Below are 24,741 nucleotides of genomic sequence, written 5' to 3' on the forward strand. Positions count from 1 at the left end.
GATTACCAGTAATTAATATAAGCACTGAATAAAAAAAGACGAGTGCAAAGTCACTCGTCTTTCCAATAAACATTTAGCTTATCTTTCTTTCATCATAGTTTTATGGGGAATTCCTGCATCCAGAAATTCTTCTGAAACCACTTCATAGCCAAGGCCGGCATAAAAAGGAATGGCTTGAGTCTGGGCGTTTAGCTTTAATTTGTGTAATCCTTGTTCTTGGGCATGGCTCTCAATTGCTTTCATAATCGCCTTTCCGGCACCTGTCTTTCGTGCTTCTTTCATAACACAAATCCGTTCAACTTTCCCATATCCATCAATTACTCTAAATCTGCCGGCACCCACGGGTAATCCTTGATGATACATTACAAAATGGGTGGCATCATCTTCATATTGATCGATTTCTTCTTCAAGTGGAACATTTTGTTCTTCGACGAAAACAATCTTTCTTACTGAAAAAGCATCATCAAGTTCTTTTTGATTTTCAACAACTTTAACGGTCACGGTCAACTATTCCTCTCCAAGTCGAAATGTTTCATAAACGGTCCAAGAACCATTTTCCAACTGATAAAGAAGATGGAAACGGTCGATTGTTTCTTCGTGATTTACATTTGTCATCCGCAGTGCACCAAAGACGTCTGAGTGCTCATCGTTAGAAAGCTTTTGGCCAATTGTAATATGGGGTACAAAAGCATAATCAACACTTTGACTGTTAAACTTTTGATTAATATCATTGTGCAAATGTAAAAGCTCTTCCGTCGGATCTATTTTAAAATAAATCACATTATTGACAGGCTTAAATGAGCTGATTTTTGATGTTTTTAATGTGAACGGCTTAGTATTATTAGCGATTTGACGTAATTTATCAGCAAACTCCTTTGCATCTTCTTCAGGAGCTTCAAAGGCATTCTTTAACGTTAGATGTGGAGGAATAAGGGCATAATGCGGGTCATAGCGCTTTCGATAAGAATTCACTAAATCTTGAAGCTTTTTTGACGGGAAAATAACAACTCCAAATTTCATAGGTTAACCTCCATTTTAAAAAAATTATATTTTAAAAAAATAAAATAAAAAACAGGCTTCTTATCATTATAGCAAAAATTCAAAATATATAAAATAACTTACATACCTAGATAAAAACTTGTGCCAAAAGTTATAAGACTAAAATAACATTTTTAATGCCCTTCTTAAATCCGGCTGCCAATATGTCCAGGTATGATTTCCGTTGAACTCCTCATAAAAATATGTAAAAGGCTTTTTGGTGATTAATTTAGAGAGTTCCCGATTCGGGCTTAGGAAATCACTTACTTTGCCATCCGTGGTTCGAACTTCCGTTTCTTGGGAGCCGATCACATGATAAATTTCCACATGCTGTGCTTCGGAAAAGTCATTGACCAGCTTCAATACCTTTTCGTCTACCATTGGAGACTGCAGTAGTATCTTTCCAAAAGTATGTGGATATTGCAGTGCAGTCATTAATGAAACAGTAGCCCCAAGCGAATCACCAATAAGAGCCCTTGTGGTGCCCATATGATATGTTGGAAACTCTCTATCGAGGAAAGGCACTAATTCATGCGCTAAAAACCGAATATATTGCTGGTTTTGGCTGCCATCGGGATGGTACTTTCGTCGGCGGTCCTCTACATCTTTATAGGGTACCCCAACAATGATAATATTTTCAATTTTCCGTTCAAAAAGAAACTCATCTGCCAATCGACCAATCCGGCCAAGCTGAAAATAATCCCGGCCATCCTGCGCAATTAGCAGCGAGTATTTATAAAGCGGTGAGAAGTTTGCTGGAAGATAAATAAGGAGCTGCATTTCCTCGCCAAGTTCCTTACTTTGAAACATAAGTTCTTTAATAGTGCCTTTTGGAAATTCCATTACGACAATTCCCCCTTGATTCGAATAGTACAAGTGCATTTTAACATAACTGTTGAGGAATTGCTTTTAGTAGTATGAATGGTAGTGGATAAGGGCGGGAGAAGGATTAATGAAGATAGCGATGTTTGGATTGTAAGTCAGGCATAATAGATAAAATGTTTTCACGTTTAAAGGTACGCATTTGTTTCCGACTTAAACAATAGGCACGAATGTAGTCATCATTCACTTCTTTTACAATCAGTTTGCGCTGCGATAATTCCTGGTTATTCGCAAGGTAAATCATCTCCAACGGCAAATGTTCTTCGATTGAACGGATCAAAAGCCCATCCATTTAATTCACTCCCTTCATTATCTACTATTATAACCGAACATTAGTTCTTTATTCAAGTGGAAATGGAGTGTATGTTTATGTGGTCGGGAAATTTTTGAGAAAAAACATTAAAACATTATTGACATTTTTAGCTTTTTCACTATAATTAGATTTGTAGCTTAATAAGAGATCTGTTAGCTCAGCTGGGAGAGCGCAACCTTGACAGGGTTGAGGTCGGGGGTTCGAACCCCTCACAGGTCATAACTAATCCTAATATCCAATTGATATTAGGATTTTTTTACAAATTCGAACCCCTAAATAATGTCAAATGAATTTATTTATTGTATAAGGAGTTAAAAAGATGAGAATTCATTATATTCAAAATGACGAATTGGCTACCTTAGGATATATTGAGGAATGGGTAAAAGAAAGGAACCATTCTTTAACATGCACCCGAATGTACAACAATGAGGTTGTCCCATCAATGCAGGACTTTGACATGCTGATTATCTTAGGGGGAAGAATGGGAGCCTATGAGGAAGCGGATTTCCCATGGCTGGTGGACGAGAAGCATTTTATCCGAGAAGCGATTGAGCAGAAGAAAAAGGTGTTGGGTATTTGCTTAGGTGCCCAGTTATTAGCAGAAATTTTAGGTGGAAGAGTCTATCCACACACACACCAAGAAATTGGCTGGTGGCCAATTAGGCTGGAAGCGGATGTTCAATCACAGGCGCTTTTTGACGGAATCAGCGAAAGCATTACAGCGTTTCAATTCCATGGAGACACATATGATTTGCCGACTGAGGCTTTGAGGCTTGCTTCAAGCAGAGGCTGTAAGAACCAGGCTTTTTCCTATGAGGATCATGTGATTGGGCTCCAGTTTCATCCTGAATTCACGCATGAGATCATTTCAGTCTTCGAACAGAAGCTAGGGAGCCACATTCCAGCAGGGGAGTTTATTCAAGAACCAAAGGACTGGATTAACCAGGATCACCTTTTAGAAGGTACTAAAACGCTGCTGTTCACTCTGCTAACTAATTTTGAAGCTGAATTGTTGAAGGTTAAGGTATAAATATAAAAAAGGATTGGGCCAAAGCTCAATCCTTTTACACTGGATCTCTATTTAAAAAAGCAGTCATACAATGGATGGCACCCCAGCCATTAATGATTTCGTCCATCTCAATCTCAATCACTTCAATACCATGTTCCATAAATAATTTCTTTGATTTCTCGTTACCTGATGGCATGACAATCTTTCCTGGCGCTAAGGCAACAAAGTTTAAACTCATTCCCTGTTTGAGTTCATCAATAAATGGCAGTTCTATTAATTCGATGCCAAGGTCGAGTAGTTGTTTCATGCAATCATAGGTTGTATGCCAAGGAAAAATGACAAGTTTATTTACATCAATCATATTCATATAACCGTCTAAATGGATGGATCCGTAAGGGATTTGCGTTTTAATGATATTTTTGACACCAATATTTCTTAGCTCTCGTTCTACTTGAAGGGCACCTGACTCGTTTGACCGGCTGCCAGTTCCAATAATCACTGTTTCTCGATTGACCCACATCGCACAAGCGCCTTCAAAGTAGCCATCACCATTAATGGTTTTAATAATTGGAACACCAAGAGATGAGAGTGTCCTTGCCACCGCTTTTTCTTCGCCGCGTCTAGCAGGAATAGCAGGGCGGCAAATGATTGCACCTTCAGGTGTCATGAACATTAAATCTCTCATAAAAAGGGCATTGGGCCGATCAGTTCGTTGGCCTTCTACATAGTGGACCTCAACTCCGAACGAACGGAAAAGGTCTGCTAAAGCATCTTGCTGTCTGCGCGCACGAACTGGATCCATAGGTGCACGAAAACGGACATCTGCAAAATTTTCCTTATTGATTCCTTCAATTTCTATTCCAGGCCGGTGTAAAAGGACAGATCTAAGTGTACCTACCTCAGAATCACAATACCAATTTCCCCATAGATCCTTTAATTCCTCAGAAAAATTCGTTTCAGCGGGAAACCAACGTTCCCCTTGGACTTTAACCTCCATGTTATGTACCTCCCAAAAAAATTTAATGATTAAGAACCTTGGAAAGAAAGCCTTTTGCTCGTTCCGATGATGGATTTGAGAAAAACTTATCAGGCGGTGCGACCTCTACGATTTTCCCATCTGCCATAAAGACAATTTGGTCGCAGATTTCTTTTGCAAAGCCCATTTCATGAGTAACAACGATCATCGTCATCCCCGTTTTTGCTAGACTCCGAATAGCGTCCAATACTTCATTTATCATTTCAGGATCAAGCGCAGATGTTGGCTCATCAAATAACATGACTTTTGGATCCATGGCCAGCGCCCGGGCAATTGCTACCCTTTGCTGCTGTCCGCCAGATAGTTTTGCAGGATAGGCGTCGAACTTTGATTCAAGCCCCAGCATGGAAAGTAATCTTTTTCCCTTTTCTTCTGCTTCTGCTTTGTTCATGTTTTTAACATTAATAGGGGCAATAGTAACGTTCTCCAGAGCCGTTAAGAAGGGGTAGAGATTAAACGATTGAAATACAAAGCCAATTTCAGTACGTGCTGCATTAATATTGGTTTTTTTATCATGAATCGAAATACCATCAACGATAATATCTCCTTCATCTATCGGCTCTAACGCATTTAACGTTCGAATGAGCGTACTTTTACCTGCCCCGCTTGGCCCAATAAGGGCAAAAATTTGTGATTGAGAAACTTCAAGATTAATATCTTCAAGAACTTTATGGTTTCCAAAACTCTTTTGTACATTTTTTATGGATATCATACATGTCACTCCTTTTACATCTCATGAAGGGGAGAGGGGATTATTCTGAAACTTGATATTTTTTCTCGAAAAAGCGAATAATTTGCGATAATGTAAAGGTCATTAAAAAGTAAAGTAAGGCAACAAATGTCCATACCTCAAGAGATAGGAAGGAGGTAGCCACTAGGTTTTTAGCAATAAGTGTTAAATCTACTACTGATATAACAGATACTAGTGAAGAGTCTTTAATCAGAATAATAAATTGTGATGCTAAAGGGGGCAAAACTTTTCGGAAAGCTTGAGGCAGAATAATCAGTCTCATAGCTTGTGTATATGTCATACCTGATGAACGGGCAGCTTCCATTTGCCCTTTCGGTACAGCTTGAATACCGGCCCGGACGATTTCGGCAACGAAGGCACCAGAAAAAGTAGCCAAACCTAAAATTGCCGACCAATAAGGCCCCAGACGGAAAAATTGGCCCAATACGAAGAATATCCAAAATAATAGCACCAGCAGTGGAATTCCCCTCATAATTTCCACATAGGCGGTGGCAACAAAAGATACTATTTTATTCCGTGAAATTCTTAATAAACCTACAATTATTCCTATTGGGATACTAAAAAGCAGAGCTAACGCTGAAATTTCCAGCGTTAGCCGCACACCCTCCAGGAAAAGCCCGATGTTATTTGGAATAACACTCCAATCTAATTGATATACCATTGAACAGGCCTCCTCAGATGTTTTCTTATTTCTTTTGTTCTACTTCATTCATCCAGTCAACGTTTTCAAACCATTTTGCAAAAGACTCTAATTCTTTCGGACTATTTTTATAGGAAGCAACAAAAGAATTTAACCATTGAACAGTTTCCAAATCGTTTTTACGTACGGCAATTCCTAAGTTTTCTTTAGAAATAAGGTCATAAACTCCGCGAACGCTACCTGGATTCATTCCCTCATAAGAACGAATACCTGGTTCATCGTAAATCACGCCATCAGCTTGTCCCTGAACAAGTGCCATAGAAGCAGCAGGGAAGTCCTCAAAATCAGCAACCTCCGCATTCTTGAAAACCTGTTTTGCTAACAGGGCACCGGTTGTACCTAATGAAACAGCAATTTTCTTACCTGGCTTATCAAGATCCTCCCATGATTTTGTTGCTGTGTCCTTTTTAGGAAGCATCAACACTTGGCCTGTAGCGAAGTAAGGATCAGCAAAACTTACAGATAATGCACGGTCACCGCGGATGGTCATTCCAGCAATAATCATATCGATTTCCCCTGTTTTTAGGGCAGGGATTAAGCCATCAAAACCGAATTGTTTAAATTCCACTTTCACTCCTAACGAATCGCCGATTGCTTTAGCCGTATCAATGTCATAACCAATAAATTCACCTTTTGTGTTTTTCATTTCAAAAGGGAAATATCCCGGGGCAGTACCGACAACTAGTTTCTTCGCTTTTACGACTTTATCAATAGTGGACTGTGCTTTTTCACCGCCTGAGGTTGATTGGGTACAGCCAGTGATGATAATCATGATTGCAACTAATAGAATAGTTAATAATTTTTTCATCTTCAATTCCACCCTCCTAGTTTTTTAGTAATTTAGACTGGGTCCCGATTCAAAAAGGCTGTCATGCAATGAATGGCTCCCCAACCTTTTAGAATTTCTGTCACATCCACTTCAATTACAGTAACTCCGGCATCCTCCAATTTTGCTCTCATTTCCGGGCAATTTGCAGGCATCACAACCTTACCAGGCTCTAATGCGACAAAGTTGACACAAGCGTTTGTCTTAATTTCATCCGTGTTAGTTGCTTCGATAATAGTAAAATCTCTCTCCAGAAGAACTTTGACCACATCATAAGGAACCTGCCAAGGGAAAAGTGCTGCAATTTTGCGGTCTGCAATATTGATCAAGCCATCTAAGTGGGCATGTCCATATGGAATTTCAAACGGGACTATGTACTTGACACCAAGGTTGCGCAATTCCGCTTCCACTTGTGCAGCACCGCTCTTATTTGCCCTTGAACCAGTACCAATTAGAACCGTTTCCCGGTCGATCCACATTCCACAAGCACCATCAAAAATACCTTCTCCGTTGATAGTTTTGATAATTGGAACACCGAGTTCCCCTAAAGCTTTGGCTGCAAATCGTTCTTCACCGCGGCGTGCCGAAATACCTAAACGACAAACGATCGCCCCTTCTGGTGTCATAAACACTTGATCTCTCATAAACAGAGAGTTGGGACGGTCTGCGTGTACTCCTTCGACATAATGAACATTCACACCATGAGATCGATAGACATCAGCTAACTTGTCATGCTCAGCTCTTGCTTTTTCCACATTCATAGGAGCTTTCCAACGGAATTGAGAGAAATTTGTTTGCGTTACAGTTTCAATTTCTTTTCCAGGCCTTCTTAAAAGAACAGCATGTAATTTTCCTATTTCTGAGTCACAATACCAATTTCCCCAGAGGGACGGCATTTCTGATTGAAAGGAATTTTCTAATGGAAACCATCGTTCACCTTGTATTTTTACTAGACTCATTGACCCACCTCCTTGTATTATAAATATATTAGCATAAAATTCTAAAAATTAAAAAGAGTGAAAATGTTATTCTACGAAAAATATTTTTTATTTAGGTAGTTGACAATCAAAATTTGGAAATAGCTTCAAGGGAGGGGTTGCTGGAATGAAAGTTAATTTAATTATTAAGAATGGACTTGTTATGACAATGGAAGGGAAAGGGGTCGGTATAATAGAGGACGGTGCTATTGCAATTAAGGGAAATACCATTGAGGCAGTCGGCTCGACATTTGAAATAACCCGCAATTATACGGCGGAAAGAGAAATTGACGCAAAAGATAAGTTGGTCATGCCAGGATTAATCGATGCTCATATCCATACCGGTCTGGCCCTGCTTCGTGGAATTGCCCAAGATATACCTCATTGGATGCAAAAAGGACTTTGGCCATTTATGAAGCATGTGACAACAGATGATAGTAAAAAGGGCTCGATGGTAAATATTATTGAAGGGATTCAAGCAGGTACAACCACATTTTGTGATTATGATCGCTCGATGATTGATATAGTTGAGAACTTTATAAAGATAGGGGCCCGTGCGAGGGTCGCCGAACTTGTTAATGAGATTCCTGACAATATTGGAGATGTTCCTGTTGGTGAGCTGTATCCTTTTTACGCTGAAATAGGTGAAAAGAAACTGGCGAATAATCTTTCCCTTATTGAAAAATACCATGAAAGTGCAGGAGGTAGAATCACTTGTATCCTTGGCCCGCATGGTCCAGATTTATTAAGTGTAGGTCTGCTGAAAGAAATGAAAGCTTTAGCGGAAAAATATGATACTAAACTGCATATGCACGTTGCACAGGGGGATCGAGAAATCGATCAAATGGTGAAAAGATACGGAAAACGAAGTGTAGCATTTTTAGAAGAGTTGGGCTACTTAAATGAACGCTTAATTGCGGTTCATTTAACAGAGGCAACGGATGAAGAAACAGAGGCCATCGCAAAGAGCGGTGCAGGAATGGTTTATTGCTCCGGCAGCATCGGTATAATAGATGGATTAGTCCCGCCAGTTTTAAAATTTATTGAAAGTGGGGGTATTGCCGGATTAGGCTCCGACCAAGCGCCTGGAAACAATTGCAATAATATGTTTAATGAAATGAAATTTGCTGCCATTTTAAATAAAGTTAAGCGATCAAATCCAACAGTCTTTCCGGCAGCGCTATCGCTTCGGTTAGCCACAATTGATGCAGCGAAAGTAATGGGGATTGACCATGAAGTGGGGTCATTAAAAAAAGGAAAGAAAGCAGATGTCATAATGATTAACTTGCTGGAACCAACGCTTTCACCTCTTTTCATTGATCCAATTCGAAATATTATACCCAATCTTGTTTATTCAGCTAGAGGTCATGAAGTTGAAACGAGTATTATTGACGGAAAAATTATCATGGAAAACCGACAAATAACAACGATTGATACGAGAAGTGCAATTTTAGATGCGCAGCAGGCAGCTAAAGAAGTCAGTTTACGGGCTAAAAAAGATATTCTCCAAGCCGATAGTGAAATGTTACGGATGATGGAGGAGGGACTTTTATAAAAGATATTCACAGCACTTTTTATTGAGTGTGGCAAAAGATCAGGATCACATTTGATTCTGGTCTTTTTATCATTCAAAGTCATATTTTTTCTGGATCGGCTGCCTGCCTTTCAGAAGGGATTGTGGTTATTTTAAAATCTTTTTTTACACATATTCATTAATGGACACCCATCACAAATGGGTGATGCCTTGCAATGCTCCTTCGCGTGTACAACGAGAAGGGCGTGATATTCATTAAATAGCACCAAGTCTTTAGGCAGCTCTTTTTCAATTTGATTTCTAAAGCCATCATATAATTCTGGCATATCATAGCCCAAGCGGTAAAATATCCGCCTTGCGTAGGCGTCCACGACAAAAATCGGAGTATCAAATGCGTAAAGTAAGATAACATCAGCCGTTTCGGGGCCGATGCCTTTTATGTTTAAAAGTTCGGTGCGCAGTTGATGTCTGTCTATTGTTTTTATCAAATCGATTTCATATTCATATGTTTTAAACCATTCCATAAATGACTTGATCCGCTTTGCCTTTATATTGAAAAAGCCGCTTGGCCTGATGATCTGAGCAAGCTCATCGAGAGGTAAATTGTCTATTGCTTCAGGATCTAAAAAAGGTCTCAGATTGTCTAGGGCCTTGTCAACATTATGCCAGCTCGTATTTTGCACGAGGATAGATCCTATCATCATTTCAAACGGTGTCTCAGCTGGCCACCATCCTTGAGGACCGTAGTGTGTGTATAGTTTATTGTAAATTAATTGATAATCGTGCTTCATTTATTCACCTAATCGCTTTCTAATCCTATTTCCACTTCATATAGTAGGAAAGAGTGTAGCCGAAAACTTTTGTAAAACACCTTTCCGACAGTAAATCTATCTTATCCGACAGTAAACTCATCTTATCCGACAGTAAATTTACCCTATCCGATAGTATTGCTGCCCTTCCCGACAGTAAATTTACCCTATCCAATAGTATTGCTGCCCTTCCCGACAGTAAATTATAAGTTTCGCATTTTTAGTAAAGAACTCGCCATAAGTAAAACGTGGCATAGGCTTGCCAATTCTCCCATCTTGATGAGTACCCTAAGAGTTCATCCTTCCCGGGCTTTTTCTCTGAACCGGTTAAATATTTAATGGCATTATGCAGTCCGACATCATCCATCGGATATGCTGAGGTAAAGTGCAAGCAGCGCATTAATACATAATTCGATGTCCATGGACCTATCCCTCGGATCTTAACTAAACTCTTTTCGGCTTCTTTAAGGCTGTCCAATCTTAATAATTTTTCCTTCGATAATTCCTCGCTGGCCATCAATTGGGCAATGCCAATAATATATTCGCTTTTTTTCAAAGTCATTTTAATATCTGCCAGATCTACAGGTGTTAATTTTGCAATTTGTTCATAGGAAGGAAATACCCAATAATTCTTGCCATTCCCCTCGATTGAATCGCCAAATTTTTCAACAAATTGTCTCTTTAACGTGTAGGCGAATGCTAAGTTGATCTGCTGCCCTAAGACTCCCCAGCAAAGGGCCTCAAATAAATCTGGAACGCCGATTACACGTAATCCGTAGAATTGTTGGACTGGCCCCATAAGCAGCGAGTCTGCTTTGGCCATTTCATAAAATGGCGTCAATTCACGATCAAGGTCAAACCATTCGCGAATGAACTGAACAACTTCAGCCAGCCCCGACTGTTGAAGAGGTCTAGAGTCTTTTAAGAACTGGACAATCATCTGATTCCGGACATTTACGTGTATTTGTACTAACGAACGTGTTCCTGCAACGGGAATCACCCTCGTGATAATTTCGTTTTCGACTTCAAACATACATTCATTCTTGTTACGTTCTAAATAGCCAAGATTTGCCTTTATATTAAAATCTCTTGGCAAGTCTATGATGATATCTCCATTGACTTCTTGCCAACTATTTTGCCTATCAGCCACAATAAAACCTCCACATCTTTTTCTATCATTATCACAAAAAGTAATTTCACTATCTTGCTTTTTTATCTGGAAATAGTACATTCAGTTTGATCTGGAGCTATAATTATAGAAGAGGTGGTCAAAATGATTCAAGAGGATTCAAGCGAAATCATAACAGATGAAAAGTGGAAGGCCATTATTGGCAATGATGTATCATACAATAATCAATTTTTCTATGCTGTTAAGACCACGGGGATTTTCTGTAAGCCGTCATGTAAATCACGCATTCCTAAAAAGGAAAATGTCTTGATCTTTCAAAACGCTGAAGAGGCACTGTTGGCCCATTTCCGTCCATGTAAACGATGCAAACCCACAAATGAGCGATTACCTGATAACGATTGGGTTGCACTCATTACAGAATACATTGATAAGAATTATCCTGAAAAGCTAACTCTTGATACCCTGGCCGAAATGAGCCATGGTAGCCCGTATCATTTGCATCGGACATTTAAAAAGATTACCGGTAATACGCCTGTTGAATATATTCAGCAGGTTAGAATAAATATGGCCAAAAAGTTTTTACTTCAGTCGGACCGGGCAATTGCGGATATAGCGAAGGCAGTAGGTATACCCAATACTCCTTATTTTATTACATTATTTAAAAAGATGGCAGATACTACACCCGCCTATTTCCGTCAATTACATGAATCGGAGGGAACAAAATGAAAGTACAAAATTGGAAGGCCCCTATTTATTGGTCATTATTGAATATTAAAAATTGGAATTTATATATTGCAGCGACAGAGAAAGGGCTTTGCTATGTTGGGTCACAGAACAAGCCATTCGAAGAATTTTCTGATTGGGCAGAAAAGCGGTTTCCTGGCAGTCCGCTAGTGGAAGATAGGGAGAAGCTGGAGCCTTATGCAGCCGAATTAATAGAATATTTTGAGGGGGAACGAAAGAATTTCTCCGTCCCGTTTGATTATCATGGGACAGAGTTTCAAGTTTCGGTTTGGAACGCGCTTTGTGAGATTCCGTTTGGAGAGACAAAAACCTATTCAGACATTGCAAACCATATTAATAAACCTGCCGCTGTTCGTGCAGTAGGAGCGGCCATCGGTGCTAATCCAGTTTTAATTACAGTGCCATGTCACCGTGTTGTCGGAAAAAACGGCTCGTTGACCGGTTACCGTGGCGGTTTAGAGATGAAAACACAACTTCTGGAATTAGAGCGGGAAACAATCCACTGATTATTACATCGATTGTTTTTTGATAAAGATATTATTATTTCTAATGTTTCGGCCATCAATAGTATAATGATATTGATTACAATAAGAGGAGGGACCTTAATGAAATACATAAACATTGCCAACACAGATTTAAATGTTTCCAACATGATTATGGGCAATATGCGTTTAACCCAGCTTTCTTTACCAGAGGCTGAAAAATTAATCCGGACAGCGATGGAAGAGGGGATTAATTTCTTTGACCATGCAGACATCTATGGAAAAGGAAAGTGTGAGGAAATCTTTGCAGATGCGATACAAATGAACCCTGCTATCCGCGAAAAAATGATCTTGCAAAGTAAATGCGGGATTATCTCATCGGAAGGTTATTTTGATTTTTCGAAAGAGCATATCTTAGAGTCTGTTAATGGTATTTTAAAACGGTTGAAAACCGAGTATATTGATATTCTGCTGCTTCACCGCCCGGATCCATTGATGGAACCAGCTGAAGTAGCAGAGGCGTTTGAAGAGCTTCAAACGAGTGGTAAGGTAAAGTATTTTGGCGTATCAAACCATAACCCTGCACAGATTGAGCTGCTGCAGAAATACATTCCATATAAACTGGTGGTCAATCAACTTCAATTTAGCATTGCGCACACTCCAATGATTGACTCAGGTATCGCGCTCAACATGAAAACTGACCAAGCCATTAACCGTGACAGCAGCATATTAGAATATTGCCGTCTGCATGATATTACGATGCAAGCATGGTCCCCATACCAACATGGCTTCTTTGAAGGATCGTTTTTAGGCGATTTAGAACGGTTTCCAGAACTGAACAAAGTGGTAGACAATATTGCCGGAAAATATGGCGTTACGAATACGGGTATAGCTACAGCGTGGATCACCCGCCATCCGGCTAATATTCAGGTTGTCCTTGGAACTACCAATACAGAGCGAATGAAGGACGCATGTAAAGGCGCAGAAATCAGATTGACAAGAGAAGAATGGTATGAAATTTACAAGGCTGCAGGGAATATCGTACCTTAAAAAATAAGGCGTGAGAATCATCTTCCAATAAGAAGATTCTCACGCCATTTTAATATTAAGAAACAGATGTTTTAGGGATCGTGTACCCCAGCTCAGCCAGCTTTTGAATTTCCATATATTCTATATGATGTTCTTCCATTTCTTTAATTCTAAAGGAATAACCATCCAATTCAATGCCATCGCCTTGTTTAGCATCGAATTTTTTTGACAAAAACCAGCCGCCAATGGTGTCCAAATCCTTATTTGAAATCGATGTGCCTAAAAGGTCGTTGATCGTTTCAATTAAAACCTTACCATTCACAATAAAGTGCTCGTCGTTTAGTTTACGGACCTCGGGAATTTCATCTGCGTCAAATTCATCGCGGATATCACCAACAATCTCCTCAAGGATATCTTCTACTGTAACGAGACCAGAGGTACCTCCAAACTCATCCAAAAGGATTGCCATATGTGTTCTTTCTTTTTGCATTTTCAATAGTAAACTTTGTATGGGAATGGTTTCAATCACACTTATGACCGGTTTGATGAAAGCCGTAATCGATTGCTTATTTACAATGTCATGTGATATTTTGGTCATTAAAATATCTTTGAGATTGATAATCCCAATAATGTTATCTTTATCGCCGTTAATGACAGGATAGCGAGTATATTTTTGTTGCTTCATTAATGAAAGGATAACTTCCGGCTGAGCATCGACAGAGATACTTACCATTTCAGTCCTAGGGACCATAATTTCTTTGGCTGTACGATTGTTAAAATCAAACACGTTATTCACATAGGTTAATTCGGATTCATTGATTTCCCCGCTTTGATAACTTTCAGACAGTATAATCCTTAGTTCTTCTTCTGAATGAGCCGATTCATTTTCAGAGGCAGGCTTAAGCCCGAATAGTCCCGTGATTTTTCTGGCAGAGGTATTAAGCAGCCAGATGAAGGGATAAAACAATTTGTAAAATAAGATCATCGGTTTGGCAAAAGCAAGCGTAATCTTTTCAGCCTTTTGAATGGCAAACGATTTGGGAGCTAATTCGCCGACTACCACATTAATGAAGGTAACAAGTGCAAAGGAAATGATGATGGATAATATATGCGAGAAGGAACCATTTAAATGAACCAAATTAAATAATGGCTCCAATAATTTTGAAACAGTTGGCTCTCCCAACCAGCCTATCCCTAGTGCGGTAACGGTAATTCCAAGCTGACAGGCGGATAAATATTCATCCAGGTTTGTTACCACGTGTTTAGCTGCTGTTGCTCCGCTTTTTCCTTCCTTTATCAGTTGATCAATACGTGTGCCTCTTACTTTCACAATTGCAAATTCTACCGCTACAAAAAACGCAGTCAATGCAATGAAGATGGCAATGATGATCAGGTTAACTATGTCCAAATGGCTGGCCTTAAATTTTGTAAGGCCTACACCTCCAGTCGTTAAAATTATTATTAATCTATAAAGTTGATTTATTTGAATATGAACTATAGTTCAATTATTGCATAAAACCAACCATTTTGTCAATACAAAGGTGAACTATGGTTCATGTTTATGTGTGAATTCCAGATTGGTGTTATGCACCAATTTCCAAAAAAGTGAAACTTTCGCTCTAGTTTGTCGTATACTTAATAGGAATATTTTACATATGTGGAAATAGGGGTGTTGAAAATGGAATTGGAAAAAGACATGATTGTGAAGAAAGAGAATCCGAGTTTACTAGGGATGTTTACAAGCCCGGGACAACAGTTTGAAAGGATTAAGCAAAATCCTAAAATTTGGGTCCCTTTGATTATTATTACACTCATCTACACAGTCGGTACAACGCTAATGGCTCTCTCCATGGATGTGGAAACATTAATTGGGCAAGGAATTCCGGAAGATCAAGTAAATCTTATTTTAGGATTCACGAAAATAATGATGGCAGTGATGGGATTATTTATTCCAATTTTCGGTGTGCTTATTAGTAGTGTGATTCAGTTAATTATCGCCAAAATAGCAAATGCAGCGGTTACCTTTAAACAGTTATTTTCAATGAATACCTACATTATGATAATTGGAGCAATTGGAGTCTTATTAAACATGGCTATAAGGTTTGGAATTGGCGGCAATCCGGAAATCTATATTACTAGTCTAGCTGGTTTGTTAGATTCTGAAAAAGCGGGTGTCTTAGGGTCAATTGAAGTATTTGGAATTTGGGGAGTAATATTAACAGCTTTAGGACTCCATAAAACAGCAGGATTTTCTAAAGGCCTCGCCTGGACAATTGCCATTGTCTTCTTCTTAATTCAGATTGGCTTTGGATTGATTGGGACTCTGTTTCAAGGAGCGCCGAAGCTATAATGAAAAAGAAAACGTGGATTACAATTGGTGTAATCAGTCTAGTTGTCATCATGATAGCGGTCAGTGTTTACCGGCAAGTTTTGGCAAAAGGACCTTCTGTGAAAACAGCTGGAATTAGCGAACAAGAAATTTCTTCGCAGCTAATGATTCCAGGTACAGTAAAGCTTCAAGAAGAACAAATGGTCTATGCCACACCAGACAAAGGAGAGCTGAAGGAGCTTCTCGTCGAAGAAGGGCAGGAGGTTAAGAAGGGAACAGTCGTGGCAACATTGCAAAATCCTCAGCTAGATTTAGAAATTGAGCAAAACAAACTGGCCATTGAATCGGCTAATTTGAAGCTTAATCAAATGGATAAGAAAATAAAGCAGTTAAAAGAGAAGGAAAAGACCTTGTCAGACCAAGTGGGAAAAGAGGAAGCAAAGAAACAGCTTGCACCGGAGCTGGAGCAGCTTGAAATGGAAAAGAAATTAGCCAATTTGGATTTGAAGCAAACTTCACTTCAAAAAAATATGATTAGCAAGCGCCAAGCCGACTTAAAGATTCAGAGTAACATAGACGGTATCGTATTATCAGCAAAAAAACCCGACGCTTCGACATTGGAAGGAACGATGACTGAACCTATCATACATATTGGGAAGCTGGAAGGGTTGACAGCTGCAGGCCTATTATCTGAATATGACACATTAAAAGTGAACAGCGGCCAAAAGGTCATGTTGAAGTCTGATGCAGTGCCAGGTCAGGAATGGCAGGGAGAAATCACAAAGATTGCCCTTCTCCCACAGCAAAGTCAGGCAGGAATGCAAAATGGCAGCCAAGCTGTCCAGTATCCAGTTATAGTGAAAATTTCAGGCGACACCAAGGCCTTAAAGCCTGGCTTCCAAGTCATTATGGAGATTGAAACAGAAAAAAGGTCTGCCATGGTTTTGCCAATTGATGCAGTGCATGATGATGGGGATCAGCCTTATGTCTTTATCGTAAAGGAAGGAAAAGCCACTAAGCAAAAGGTGGAGACGGGTATTACCTCCGGAGAGAAGATTGAAATACTTGAAGGGGTAACAAAGGGAGACAAGGTCATTGTTGGTGGGCCCGATAATCTTAAGAACGGGTTGGAAGTGACAGTCAAATGATCCAGCTCGAATCCATCACAAAATCATTTTTGCTTGGAAAGGAAAGTGTTCCTGTATTAAATGGGATTAGTCTTGAGATTAAGAATGGTGAGTTTGCAGCCATTATGGGCCCATCAGGTTCTGGTAAATCGACATTGATGAATATTATTGGCTGTTTGGATAAACCAACTGAAGGTAACTACTTTCTGGGCGGGGAAAATGTCTCGCATTATAATGACAAAGAATTGGCCCGTGTCAGAAATCAGTCTATTGGCTTTGTCTTTCAACAATTCCATTTGCTGCCGCGTTTATCGGCATTAAAGAATGTTGAACTTCCGATGATTTATGCCGGAATAGGGAAAAAGGAGCGCCAGGCACGGGCAGAAGAGGCATTAGTGAAAGTAGGATTGTCAGATCGGATGGATCATCTTCCCAATGCCTTATCTGGCGGACAAAAACAGCGAGTGGCAATTGCCAGATCGATTGTGAATAAACCTAAGCTTATTCTTGCAGATGAACCAACCGGGGCACTTGACACGAAAACCAGCATGGATATTATGGAGCAATTTCGCGAGCTAAATGTCGAGGGTGTAACCGTTATTGTTGTTACCCATGAACCAGAAGTGGCGGAATATGCCAATCGGACGATTATGGTGCGCGACGGGATGATTCAGGCCCCTGCTGAGAAGAATCGGGGGCGATTGAGATGAGTTTTATGGAAAACCTAACCATGGCTTTAAGTTCTCTTAAGGCGCATAAGATGCGGAGTATCCTGACAATGCTTGGGATTATTATTGGGGTTGGTGCTGTCATAATAGTAGTGGCCATCGGTCAAGGGGGAGAAGCGATGCTGAAATCGCAGATTACCGGACCCGGGAATACGATTGAAATGTTTTATCAGCCTTCTGATGAGGAAATGCGGGCAAATCCGAACGTTTTCATGCAGGCGCCATTTAAGCAAGAGGATATTCGAGCCCTTGAACAAATCCCGGAGATCAAACGGGTTGTCGCCTCCAGTACCAAATTATCTGCTGCCAGATTTCAAAAAAATACAGCAGACGTATCGACAACTGGTATTAATCAGGCCTATTTACAATTAAATGAATGGAAGATAGCAAAGGGAAGAAGTTTCTCTTCTGCTGATTTTCTTGGCGGCAGACGAACGGGTCTCATCAGCGATAAGTTGAAGGAAGAATTGTTTAAAAAGGAAAATCCTGTAGGGAAAGTGATAGTAGTCGCCAGCCAGCCAATTGAAATTATCGGTGTCTTAGAAAAGCCGACAGGCCTCCTTTCATTTGGTTCAATGGAGGTTTATCTTCCATTTCAAACCTGGAAAAATATTTACGGCAGCAGCGATTTTACCCAGGTAACGCTTCAAGCGGCTTCTGCTGAAAAACTGCAGGCGGCAGGTAAAAAAGCAGCAAGTCTTTTAAATAATAGGCATAATACTGAAAAATCCTATCAGGTCATTAATATGGAAGAAATTGCTCAAGGAATTGGACAGATTACTAAAATTATGACCTTAATCATCGGGAGCATTGCAGGAATTTCCTTATTTGTCGGAGGCATTGGGGTTATGAACATCATGCTTGTATCAGTAACTGAAAGAACAAGGGAGATAGGAATCCGTATGGCACTTGGGGCAACGCGGGGGCAGGTCTTAACGCAATTCCTTATCGAATCCATGACGTTAACCTTAATAGGAGGTGTATTGGGAATTTTTCTTGGTTGGGGAACAGCAACGGTTGTAAGCTTCTTTGCCGGGTGGCCATCTTTGGTATCATGGCAAGTGGTGTTAGGCGGGGTTTTATTTTCTATGGTTATTGGTGTCTTGTTTGGCCTATTGCCGGCCAATAAGGCTGCCAAGCTTGATCCGATTGAATCACTTCGGTATGAATAGTCAGTAAATATTATTTTATGGCGAGACACACACAAATTGGTGCCTCATTTTTTTAGTATAAGTTAATGATTGAAAAGTTGGCAGAAGAAGAACGTTATGATAAGATAATTTGTGAAATATTCAGTTAACTGTTATGGGTTCACCTGGCCAAAATAAGAGCTTAGAAGGAGACGAGTCGAGGATGGAAAAAGTGAGTGTAGAAAGCAAAGGTTATTTTGGAGAGTTTGGCGGCAGTTTTATTCCGGATGACTTGCAGCAAGTGATGAATGAACTCGAGGAACAATTTTTAAAGTATAAGGACGACCCAGAGTTTATTGAGGAATTAAACTATTATCTTAGAGAATATATCGGTAGAGAAAACCCGTTAACATTTGCTGAAAATTTAACAAAGCAGATTGGCGGGGCAAAAATCTATTTAAAACGTGAAGATTTAAACCATACTGGTGCACACAAAATTAATAATGCAATCGGGCAAATTTTATTAGCCAAACGAATGGGGGCAAAGCGGATTATCGCAGAAACAGGGGCTGGTCAGCACGGTGTGGCGACGGCAACCGCTTGTGCCATGTTTGGAATGGAATGTATCATTTATATGGGCAAATTAGATACTGAGCGACAGGCTCTAAACGTTTTTCGCATGGAATTATTAGGGGCCAAGGTTGTTCCGGTTGAAAAAGGCCAGGGGCGTTTAAAGGATGCTGTGGATGAAGCATTGGGGGATCTGGTTCAAAACTATAAAAATACTTTTTATTTACTAGGATCTGCGGTCGGTCCTCATCCATATCCAACAATGGTTAAACATTTTCAGGCAATTATTAGTGAGGAATCTAAACGGCAGATTCTTATAAAAGAAGGAAAACTGCCAACTGCTGTTATAGCCTGTGCAGGAGGCGGCAGCAATGCGATTGGCGCATTTGCTCACTATATTGATGAACCCAATGTTCGCTTAATCGGAGCAGAACCAGCAGAAGCACCAACTTTAACAGAAGGTGTCCCAGCTGTCATTCATGGATTTAAATGTTTGACACTGCTTGATGAAAAGGGAGAGCCTAGACCAACGTACTCCATTGCCGCCGGCTTAGATTATCCTGGTGTCGGTCCAGAACATAGTTATTTGAAAACAAGCGGCAGGGCTGAATATGTGACTGTCAGTGGACAAGAGGCACTAGAAGCATTTCAATTACTGAGTAAAACGGAAGGCATCATTCCGGCATTGGAAAGCTCTCATGCGGTTGCCTGCGCTATGAAGCTGGCAAAAGAATTGGCTGCTGACGATGTACTGATTGTAAATCTTTCAGGCCGCGGCGATAAAGATGTCGAGCAGGTTTTTCATATGTTAAAAAGTTAATCGAAAAGGGAAAGGGCGAGGGAACCATCTTTCGCTCTATTTCTGTTAACCTGCTGCCTATCGGTATAGCAAACCACATGGGAAAGTCAATTTTTTGAGGAGTTAAGGCATATGGAAGAATTAATTTTTGTAAAGGGATACAAAGATCATGAATTATTAAGAAATAGTTTTAATCAATTAGCAAAAAACACGTTTGGCATCGAGTTTGAAACCTGGTACCGACACGGATATTGGACAGAAAAGTATCAACCATATTCTTATATTGAGCATAATACGGTGGTAGCGAATGTATCCGTTAATCTCATAAATTTATTTATCAATGGTGAGATGAAACATGCGGTTCAAATCGGAACGGTCATGACACATCCAGATTACCGGAATAAAGGACTTTCGAGACGGCTGATGGGAATGGTTCTAGAGGATTATAAGCATGTTGACCTTATTTATTTGTTTGCGAATCAAACGGTGTTGGATTTTTATCCGAAATTTGGCTTTCAGAGGATAGAGGAAGTACAGTTTTTACTGGATTATAGTCACAACCACCTCGAAAATCGTCCGACAGTAAAAAAATTAGACGGCAGCTGTGCTGAGGATTTAGCATTTATTTATTCGTTAGCGGCAGACAGGGTCTCAGGTTCGAAAACCTTTGGAACAGTAAGCAGTGAAGAACTCCTAATGTTTTATTGTTTGATGGTATTCAGTCATGACCTCTATTATCTTGAAGAGGAAAAGGCACTAGTAATCTTTCAAATAGAAGAAAATATCTTACACCTTTATGATGTAGTTTTTAGTGAGAAAGTGAATATTGATGAAATTGTAAATAAAATCGCCAATAAAAATATTAATAGAGTGGTTTTCCACTTTCAACCTGAAAGTCAAAAAGCTGCCATTGTCAAACAACCATACCAAACAAGGAATCCTCTCTTTATCAAGAACCAAACAAACATCATATGGCCACCCGAATTTAAACACCCATTAACATCCCAAGCATAGGCGAAATGGAATTTTTTAAGCATGATGGAATATAATTAATCATACTTAAGGACTGTATTTTGAGTAAAAGGGGAGTTATATGGATTGGACAAGGGTTAGGTTTTACATAAACAATAGTAGAGCAGAAAGTTCGTCTTTTTTTCAGCGGATTTGTTTTATTTTTTTGGGGGCTTCTCTTGTCGCGGTTTCCCTGCAATTATTTTTGGTGAAAAATTATGTAATTGACGGGGGAATTATTGGCATTAGCATTATTCTCTCACATATCACCCGCCAGGAAGTCGGTTTGTTTCTATTACTACTGAATACTCCCTTTTTCATCCTTGCTTATTCATACCTGGGAAAAAGGTTTCTTTCGCTCAGCCTTTTCGCTATCCTTGTTTTATCAGCAGGAACATATTTGCTTGAACCGTTTCCAGTCATAACCGATAACCCCATTTTAGTGATTGTTCTTGGAGGGATCGGTTTAGGATTAGGTGTTGGTATTACGATTCGGTTTGGTGCCTGCTTGGATGGGACAGAGGTATTAGCCATCCTGTTTAGTCAACGTTCCCCTTTTTCAATTGGACAATTTGTCTTGCTATTTAACTTGTTTATATTTGGAAGTTCGATTTTTATCTTTGGTTTGCATGAAGCCTTTTATTCACTGGCAACCTTTATTGTAGCATATAAGACAATTGATTTTTCTATTGAGGGACACAATTGATGGTCAGTGTCCTTTTTCTTAGCTTGCTATTTTGTGCTTGTTAAAAAAGGTACGAAGTACTTTATTAAAGGAACCCTTTGCTTCAAGCTTTGCAATGTGGCCGGTATTTCTGAAGATGACATTTATCATGGTTTGTATATGACACGTATTACTTTTTTGTGTTGATTTCTTTCCTTATACTTGTGATAACTAAGAAGTGGAAAGGAAGTCAAACTATGATGAACGAAAAACAAAAAAGTTTGCGAAAGCAAGTTGCACCTTACGAAAATTCAAATACAAAAGCCAGTATATGGCAGGTGATCAATACCATCGTACCTTTTTTTAGTCTATGGTTTCTTGCCTATGAAAGTCTGTCGATTTCTTATTTTCTAACCTTGGCGATTGCAGTAGTTGCCTCAGGATTTTTGGTGCGGACGTTCATCATTTTCCATGACTGCTGCCACCATTCCTTCTTTAAAAATCGGAAAGCGAATAAAATACTTGGAACAATCACAGGAATTTTAACGGTATTTCCTTATAGTCAATGGGCACATGATCACTCAGTCCATCACGCAACAAGCAGTAACCTCGATAAGCGTGGGACTGGAGATATTTGGATGCTGACAGTGGAAGAATATATGTCTGCGTCATTTGCGGCTCGTGCACAGTATCGCTTGTACCGTAATCCATTTGTTATGTTTGTTTTAGGTCCCATTTATGTTTTTCTTATCAAAAATCGTTTTAACAGAAAAGGTGCAAGGCTAAAGGAACGACTCAACACTTATTTAACCAACGTTTCACTTGTATCATTGATTGGGTTGCTTTGCTGGGCAATTGGCTGGGAATCATTCTTGTTGGTAGAAGGTCCAATCTTTTTATTGTCAGGTTCTGCAGGGATTTGGCTCTTCTACGTTCAGCATACGTTTGAGGATTCTTATTTTGAAGAAGATAAGGATTGGGAATATGTCAAGGCAGCAGTGGAAGGCAGCTCATTCTATAAACTGCCGAAGGTCCTGCAATGGTTAACTGGGAATATTGGCTATCACCATGTTCACCATTTAAGCCCCAGAGTGCCAAACTATAAATTGGAGGAAGCACATAATAATACACCTCCATTACAAAATGTACCTACCGTTACATTGGGGACAAGCTTGAGTTCGTTAAAATTCCATCTCTGGGATGAAGAGGCTAAAAAGTTTGTTAGGTTTAAAGATGTAGGAATTTCAGCTAAAATAGAGAATGTATTAGGAAAAAATGAAGGCACCGTTAGATAGGATAGAGTTATTACGGTAATACTTTCGCAAATGAGGTCCTGTTTATGATTAAGAAATATATGACATTTCAAAAAAACAATGGTATTGCACCGTATATATGGACCATTCTTTGTATATTGCCTTTTTACTTTATTTTTCAATCCTCCTCCACAATCGAAATTGTTGTGGGGGTTTTACTCACCATAGTGTTCTTTATCCTTTACCGAATTGCCTTTATTTCAAAAGGATGGCCAGTATACCTATGGACATTGATCCTCATTGGAATTTCCATCACGGCGTCAAGCCTTTTCAGCTATGTTTATTTTGCTTTTTTCTTAGCCTATTTTATTGGTAATATTAAGGACCGTATTGCTTTTTTTACCTTGTATTTTATCCACCTAATCAGTACATCAGCGGCCATCAACTATAATATTGTCATTCATGAGAAATTATTTTTAACACAGCTTCCTTTTGTTATCATTATTTGGATAAGTGTCATCCTTCTTCCATTTAGCATACATAATCGCAAGGAGCGGGGACAGTTAGAAGAAAAGCTGGAGGACGCTAACAAAAGAATTTCTGAACTAGTCAAAATAGAGGAACGTAATAGAATTGCCCGAGACCTTCATGATACGCTTGGGCAAAAACTTTCATTGATTGGTTTGAAGACGGATTTGGCACGGAAATTGATTGGGAAGGATCCGGAGCAGGCGCGGCAGGAATTAAAAGATGTGCAGCAGACGGCAAGAACGGCGTTAAGTGAAGTGCGAAAAATGGTTTCTTCAATGCGCGGCATCCGCTTAAAGGATGAAATAATCCGGGTCAAGCAAATTATTAAAGCGGCAGAAATCAATTTTGTCAGTGAAGGAGACTTCACTTTGGCTAATGTTTCGCTGTTAACTGAAAATATATTAAGCATGTGCTTGAAGGAAGCCGTAAACAATGTGGTGAAACACAGTAAAGCCAAAACTTGTTGCATTTCGATTGAACAATCGTGGAAAGAAACCGTGATGACTATTCGTGACGATGGTGTTTTTAAGAGTGAGACAGAAACTTTAACCCAGGGTCATGGATTAATTGGGATGAAAGAACGGCTGGAATTTATTAATGGAAATCTAGAGCTACTAACAAAGCTAGGAACTACCCTGATTATTAGAGTGCCGAATGATGTCAAGCCGTTGGAGAAGGAGGAGCGAAGATGATAAGAATCGTCATTGCCGAAGACCAGCAAATGCTTTTAGGAGCCTTTGGTTCATTGCTTAATTTAGAAGAAGATATGGAAGTGGTTGGGAAGGCCTCAAACGGTGCAGAGGCCGTAGCCTTGGTTAAGAAATTACAGCCTGATATCTGTATTATGGATATTGAAATGCCCGGAAAGAGCGGCCTTGAGGCCGCTGAAGAGCTTAAGGGTCTTGGCTCTAAAGTAATAATTTTAACAACCTTTGCCAGAACTGGATATTTCCAGCGTGCTTTAAAAGCGGGTGTAAGCGGCTATTTATTAAAGGATAGTCCGAGTGAGGAGCTGGCGAGTTCAATCCGGAATGTAATGGCTGGCAGACGAATTTATGCCCCGGAATTAATGGATGATGTGTACGGAGAAGAAAATCCTTTAACAGAACGAGAAAAAGAAGTGCTAGAGCTCGTGGCCAATGGAATGAACACAAAGGAAATCGCTGAAGAGCTAAGTATTAAAACTGGAACTGTCCGGAACTATATTTCCGTGATCTTAGATAAACTTGAAGTAAAAAATCGAATTGAAGCCATTACCCAATCAAAAGAAAAGGGATGGTTTAAATGAAGTTGTTTTTTCGGCAGGGGTCACCGAAAAAAAACGATTAACGGCAGCCGAA

27 protein-coding genes and 1 tRNA gene are annotated in these 24,741 nt (G+C 39.7%); 16 read left to right on the forward strand and 12 right to left on the reverse strand.

Annotated features, from left to right (window positions below; translation table 11 throughout):
* Positions 1–78: 78 nt before the first annotated feature.
* The 4 genes from FAY30_RS07775 to FAY30_RS07790 form a co-directional block, all read right to left on the reverse strand.
* The gene (locus tag FAY30_RS07775; RefSeq protein WP_149872636.1) at positions 79–501 is read right to left on the reverse strand and encodes a GNAT family N-acetyltransferase; all 423 of its coding nucleotides are present in this window, start codon (positions 499–501) and stop codon (positions 79–81) included.
* A gap of 6 nt (positions 502–507) precedes the next feature.
* Entirely contained in the window at positions 508–1,020 is a 513-nt protein-coding gene (locus tag FAY30_RS07780) for a YjcG family protein (RefSeq protein WP_149869335.1), read from the reverse strand.
* A 138-nt stretch (positions 1,021–1,158) separates the two neighbouring features.
* Positions 1,159–1,881 (reverse strand): alpha/beta hydrolase, encoded by a 723-nt coding sequence (locus FAY30_RS07785; RefSeq protein ID WP_149869336.1) that lies wholly within the window; start codon positions 1,879–1,881, stop codon positions 1,159–1,161.
* 106 nt (positions 1,882–1,987) lie between these two features.
* Positions 1,988–2,212, reverse strand: a complete 225-nt coding sequence (locus FAY30_RS07790; RefSeq protein ID WP_149869337.1) for a WYL domain-containing protein — start codon at positions 2,210–2,212, stop codon at positions 1,988–1,990.
* Between the two features lie 167 nt (positions 2,213–2,379).
* Between FAY30_RS07790 and FAY30_RS07795 the strand changes: the two genes are divergently transcribed.
* Positions 2,380–2,452, forward strand: a tRNA-Val gene (locus tag FAY30_RS07795).
* A 100-nt stretch (positions 2,453–2,552) separates the two neighbouring features.
* Positions 2,553–3,263: a type 1 glutamine amidotransferase gene (locus FAY30_RS07800; RefSeq protein ID WP_149869338.1), complete on the forward strand. Its 711-nt coding sequence runs from the start codon at positions 2,553–2,555 to the stop codon at positions 3,261–3,263.
* Positions 3,264–3,297: 34 nt separating this feature from the next.
* On the opposite strand, the gene FAY30_RS07805 is transcribed toward FAY30_RS07800, so the two are convergent.
* From FAY30_RS07805 to FAY30_RS07825, 5 genes are read right to left on the reverse strand one after another with little or no spacing between them, the layout of a single operon-like run.
* Positions 3,298–4,239, reverse strand: coding sequence for a dimethylarginine dimethylaminohydrolase family protein (locus tag FAY30_RS07805; RefSeq protein WP_149869339.1), 942 nt, complete (start codon positions 4,237–4,239; stop codon positions 3,298–3,300).
* A 22-nt stretch (positions 4,240–4,261) separates the two neighbouring features.
* Positions 4,262–4,990 (reverse strand): amino acid ABC transporter ATP-binding protein, encoded by a 729-nt coding sequence (locus tag FAY30_RS07810; protein WP_149869340.1) that lies wholly within the window; start codon positions 4,988–4,990, stop codon positions 4,262–4,264.
* 40 nt (positions 4,991–5,030) lie between these two features.
* Positions 5,031–5,690, reverse strand: coding sequence for an amino acid ABC transporter permease (locus tag FAY30_RS07815; RefSeq protein WP_149869341.1), 660 nt, complete (start codon positions 5,688–5,690; stop codon positions 5,031–5,033).
* A gap of 25 nt (positions 5,691–5,715) precedes the next feature.
* Positions 5,716–6,537, reverse strand: a complete 822-nt coding sequence (locus FAY30_RS07820) for a transporter substrate-binding domain-containing protein (protein ID WP_149869342.1) — start codon at positions 6,535–6,537, stop codon at positions 5,716–5,718.
* A gap of 32 nt (positions 6,538–6,569) precedes the next feature.
* Positions 6,570–7,514, reverse strand: coding sequence for a dimethylarginine dimethylaminohydrolase family protein (locus FAY30_RS07825; RefSeq protein WP_149869343.1), 945 nt, complete (start codon positions 7,512–7,514; stop codon positions 6,570–6,572).
* 145 nt (positions 7,515–7,659) lie between these two features.
* Between FAY30_RS07825 and FAY30_RS07830 the strand changes: the two genes are divergently transcribed.
* Entirely contained in the window at positions 7,660–9,087 is a 1,428-nt protein-coding gene (locus tag FAY30_RS07830) for an amidohydrolase family protein (protein WP_149869344.1), read from the forward strand.
* Positions 9,088–9,218: 131 nt separating this feature from the next.
* On the opposite strand, the gene FAY30_RS07835 is transcribed toward FAY30_RS07830, so the two are convergent.
* A complete protein-coding gene (locus tag FAY30_RS07835) occupies positions 9,219–9,857 on the reverse strand; it encodes an endonuclease III domain-containing protein (protein WP_149869345.1) in 639 nt (212 codons plus the stop codon).
* A 238-nt stretch (positions 9,858–10,095) separates the two neighbouring features.
* Positions 10,096–11,025 (reverse strand): DNA-3-methyladenine glycosylase family protein, encoded by a 930-nt coding sequence (locus FAY30_RS07840; protein WP_223820921.1) that lies wholly within the window; start codon positions 11,023–11,025, stop codon positions 10,096–10,098.
* A 123-nt stretch (positions 11,026–11,148) separates the two neighbouring features.
* Here FAY30_RS07840 and FAY30_RS07845 point away from each other — a divergent pair, with 123 nt between their 5' ends.
* From FAY30_RS07845 to FAY30_RS07855, 3 genes are all read left to right on the forward strand, one after another.
* A complete protein-coding gene (locus tag FAY30_RS07845) occupies positions 11,149–11,730 on the forward strand; it encodes a bifunctional transcriptional activator/DNA repair enzyme AdaA (RefSeq protein ID WP_149869347.1) in 582 nt (193 codons plus the stop codon).
* Entirely contained in the window at positions 11,727–12,254 is a 528-nt protein-coding gene (locus tag FAY30_RS07850; protein WP_149869348.1) for a methylated-DNA--[protein]-cysteine S-methyltransferase, read from the forward strand. Before FAY30_RS07845 ends, FAY30_RS07850 begins: the two co-directional genes overlap by 4 nt.
* A gap of 99 nt (positions 12,255–12,353) precedes the next feature.
* A complete protein-coding gene (locus FAY30_RS07855) occupies positions 12,354–13,280 on the forward strand; it encodes an aldo/keto reductase (protein ID WP_149869349.1) in 927 nt (308 codons plus the stop codon).
* Positions 13,281–13,335: 55 nt separating this feature from the next.
* Here FAY30_RS07855 and FAY30_RS07860 read toward each other — a convergent pair whose 3' ends face one another.
* Positions 13,336–14,667: a hemolysin family protein gene (locus FAY30_RS07860; RefSeq protein WP_149869350.1), complete on the reverse strand. Its 1,332-nt coding sequence runs from the start codon at positions 14,665–14,667 to the stop codon at positions 13,336–13,338.
* Positions 14,668–14,937: 270 nt separating this feature from the next.
* Here FAY30_RS07860 and FAY30_RS07865 point away from each other — a divergent pair, with 270 nt between their 5' ends.
* The 10 genes from FAY30_RS07865 to FAY30_RS07910 all read left to right on the forward strand — a co-directional run bounded on the left by FAY30_RS07865 (position 14,938) and on the right by FAY30_RS07910 (position 24,689).
* The gene (locus tag FAY30_RS07865; protein ID WP_149869351.1) at positions 14,938–15,609 is read left to right on the forward strand and encodes a YknW family membrane protein; all 672 of its coding nucleotides are present in this window, start codon (positions 14,938–14,940) and stop codon (positions 15,607–15,609) included.
* The gene (locus FAY30_RS07870) at positions 15,609–16,736 is read left to right on the forward strand and encodes an efflux RND transporter periplasmic adaptor subunit (protein WP_149869352.1); all 1,128 of its coding nucleotides are present in this window, start codon (positions 15,609–15,611) and stop codon (positions 16,734–16,736) included. The genes FAY30_RS07865 and FAY30_RS07870 overlap by 1 nt, the downstream gene beginning before the upstream one ends.
* Positions 16,733–17,425, forward strand: a complete 693-nt coding sequence (locus FAY30_RS07875) for an ABC transporter ATP-binding protein (RefSeq protein ID WP_149869353.1) — start codon at positions 16,733–16,735, stop codon at positions 17,423–17,425. The genes FAY30_RS07870 and FAY30_RS07875 overlap by 4 nt, the downstream gene beginning before the upstream one ends.
* Positions 17,422–18,615 carry an ABC transporter permease gene (locus FAY30_RS07880; protein ID WP_149869354.1) on the forward strand — a complete coding sequence of 398 codons (1,194 nt, stop codon included), beginning with the start codon at positions 17,422–17,424 and terminating at the stop codon, positions 18,613–18,615. The genes FAY30_RS07875 and FAY30_RS07880 overlap by 4 nt, the downstream gene beginning before the upstream one ends.
* A gap of 181 nt (positions 18,616–18,796) precedes the next feature.
* Complete coding sequence (gene trpB, locus FAY30_RS07885) at positions 18,797–19,963, forward strand: tryptophan synthase subunit beta (protein WP_149869355.1); 1,167 nt, start codon at positions 18,797–18,799, stop codon at positions 19,961–19,963.
* A gap of 111 nt (positions 19,964–20,074) precedes the next feature.
* The gene (locus tag FAY30_RS07890; protein WP_149869356.1) at positions 20,075–20,956 is read left to right on the forward strand and encodes a GNAT family N-acetyltransferase; all 882 of its coding nucleotides are present in this window, start codon (positions 20,075–20,077) and stop codon (positions 20,954–20,956) included.
* A gap of 79 nt (positions 20,957–21,035) precedes the next feature.
* Positions 21,036–21,659: a YitT family protein gene (locus tag FAY30_RS07895; protein ID WP_149869357.1), complete on the forward strand. Its 624-nt coding sequence runs from the start codon at positions 21,036–21,038 to the stop codon at positions 21,657–21,659.
* A gap of 215 nt (positions 21,660–21,874) precedes the next feature.
* Positions 21,875–22,912: a Delta(5) desaturase DesA gene (locus FAY30_RS07900; protein WP_149869358.1), complete on the forward strand. Its 1,038-nt coding sequence runs from the start codon at positions 21,875–21,877 to the stop codon at positions 22,910–22,912.
* A gap of 44 nt (positions 22,913–22,956) precedes the next feature.
* Complete coding sequence (locus tag FAY30_RS07905) at positions 22,957–24,093, forward strand: sensor histidine kinase (protein ID WP_149869359.1); 1,137 nt, start codon at positions 22,957–22,959, stop codon at positions 24,091–24,093.
* Entirely contained in the window at positions 24,090–24,689 is a 600-nt protein-coding gene (locus tag FAY30_RS07910) for a response regulator transcription factor (RefSeq protein WP_149869360.1), read from the forward strand. The genes FAY30_RS07905 and FAY30_RS07910 overlap by 4 nt, the downstream gene beginning before the upstream one ends.
* Positions 24,690–24,741: the final 52 nt, after the last annotated feature.

Source organism: Bacillus sp. S3 (assembly GCF_005154805.1).
GTDB lineage: Bacteria > Bacillota > Bacilli > Bacillales > Cytobacillaceae > Neobacillus.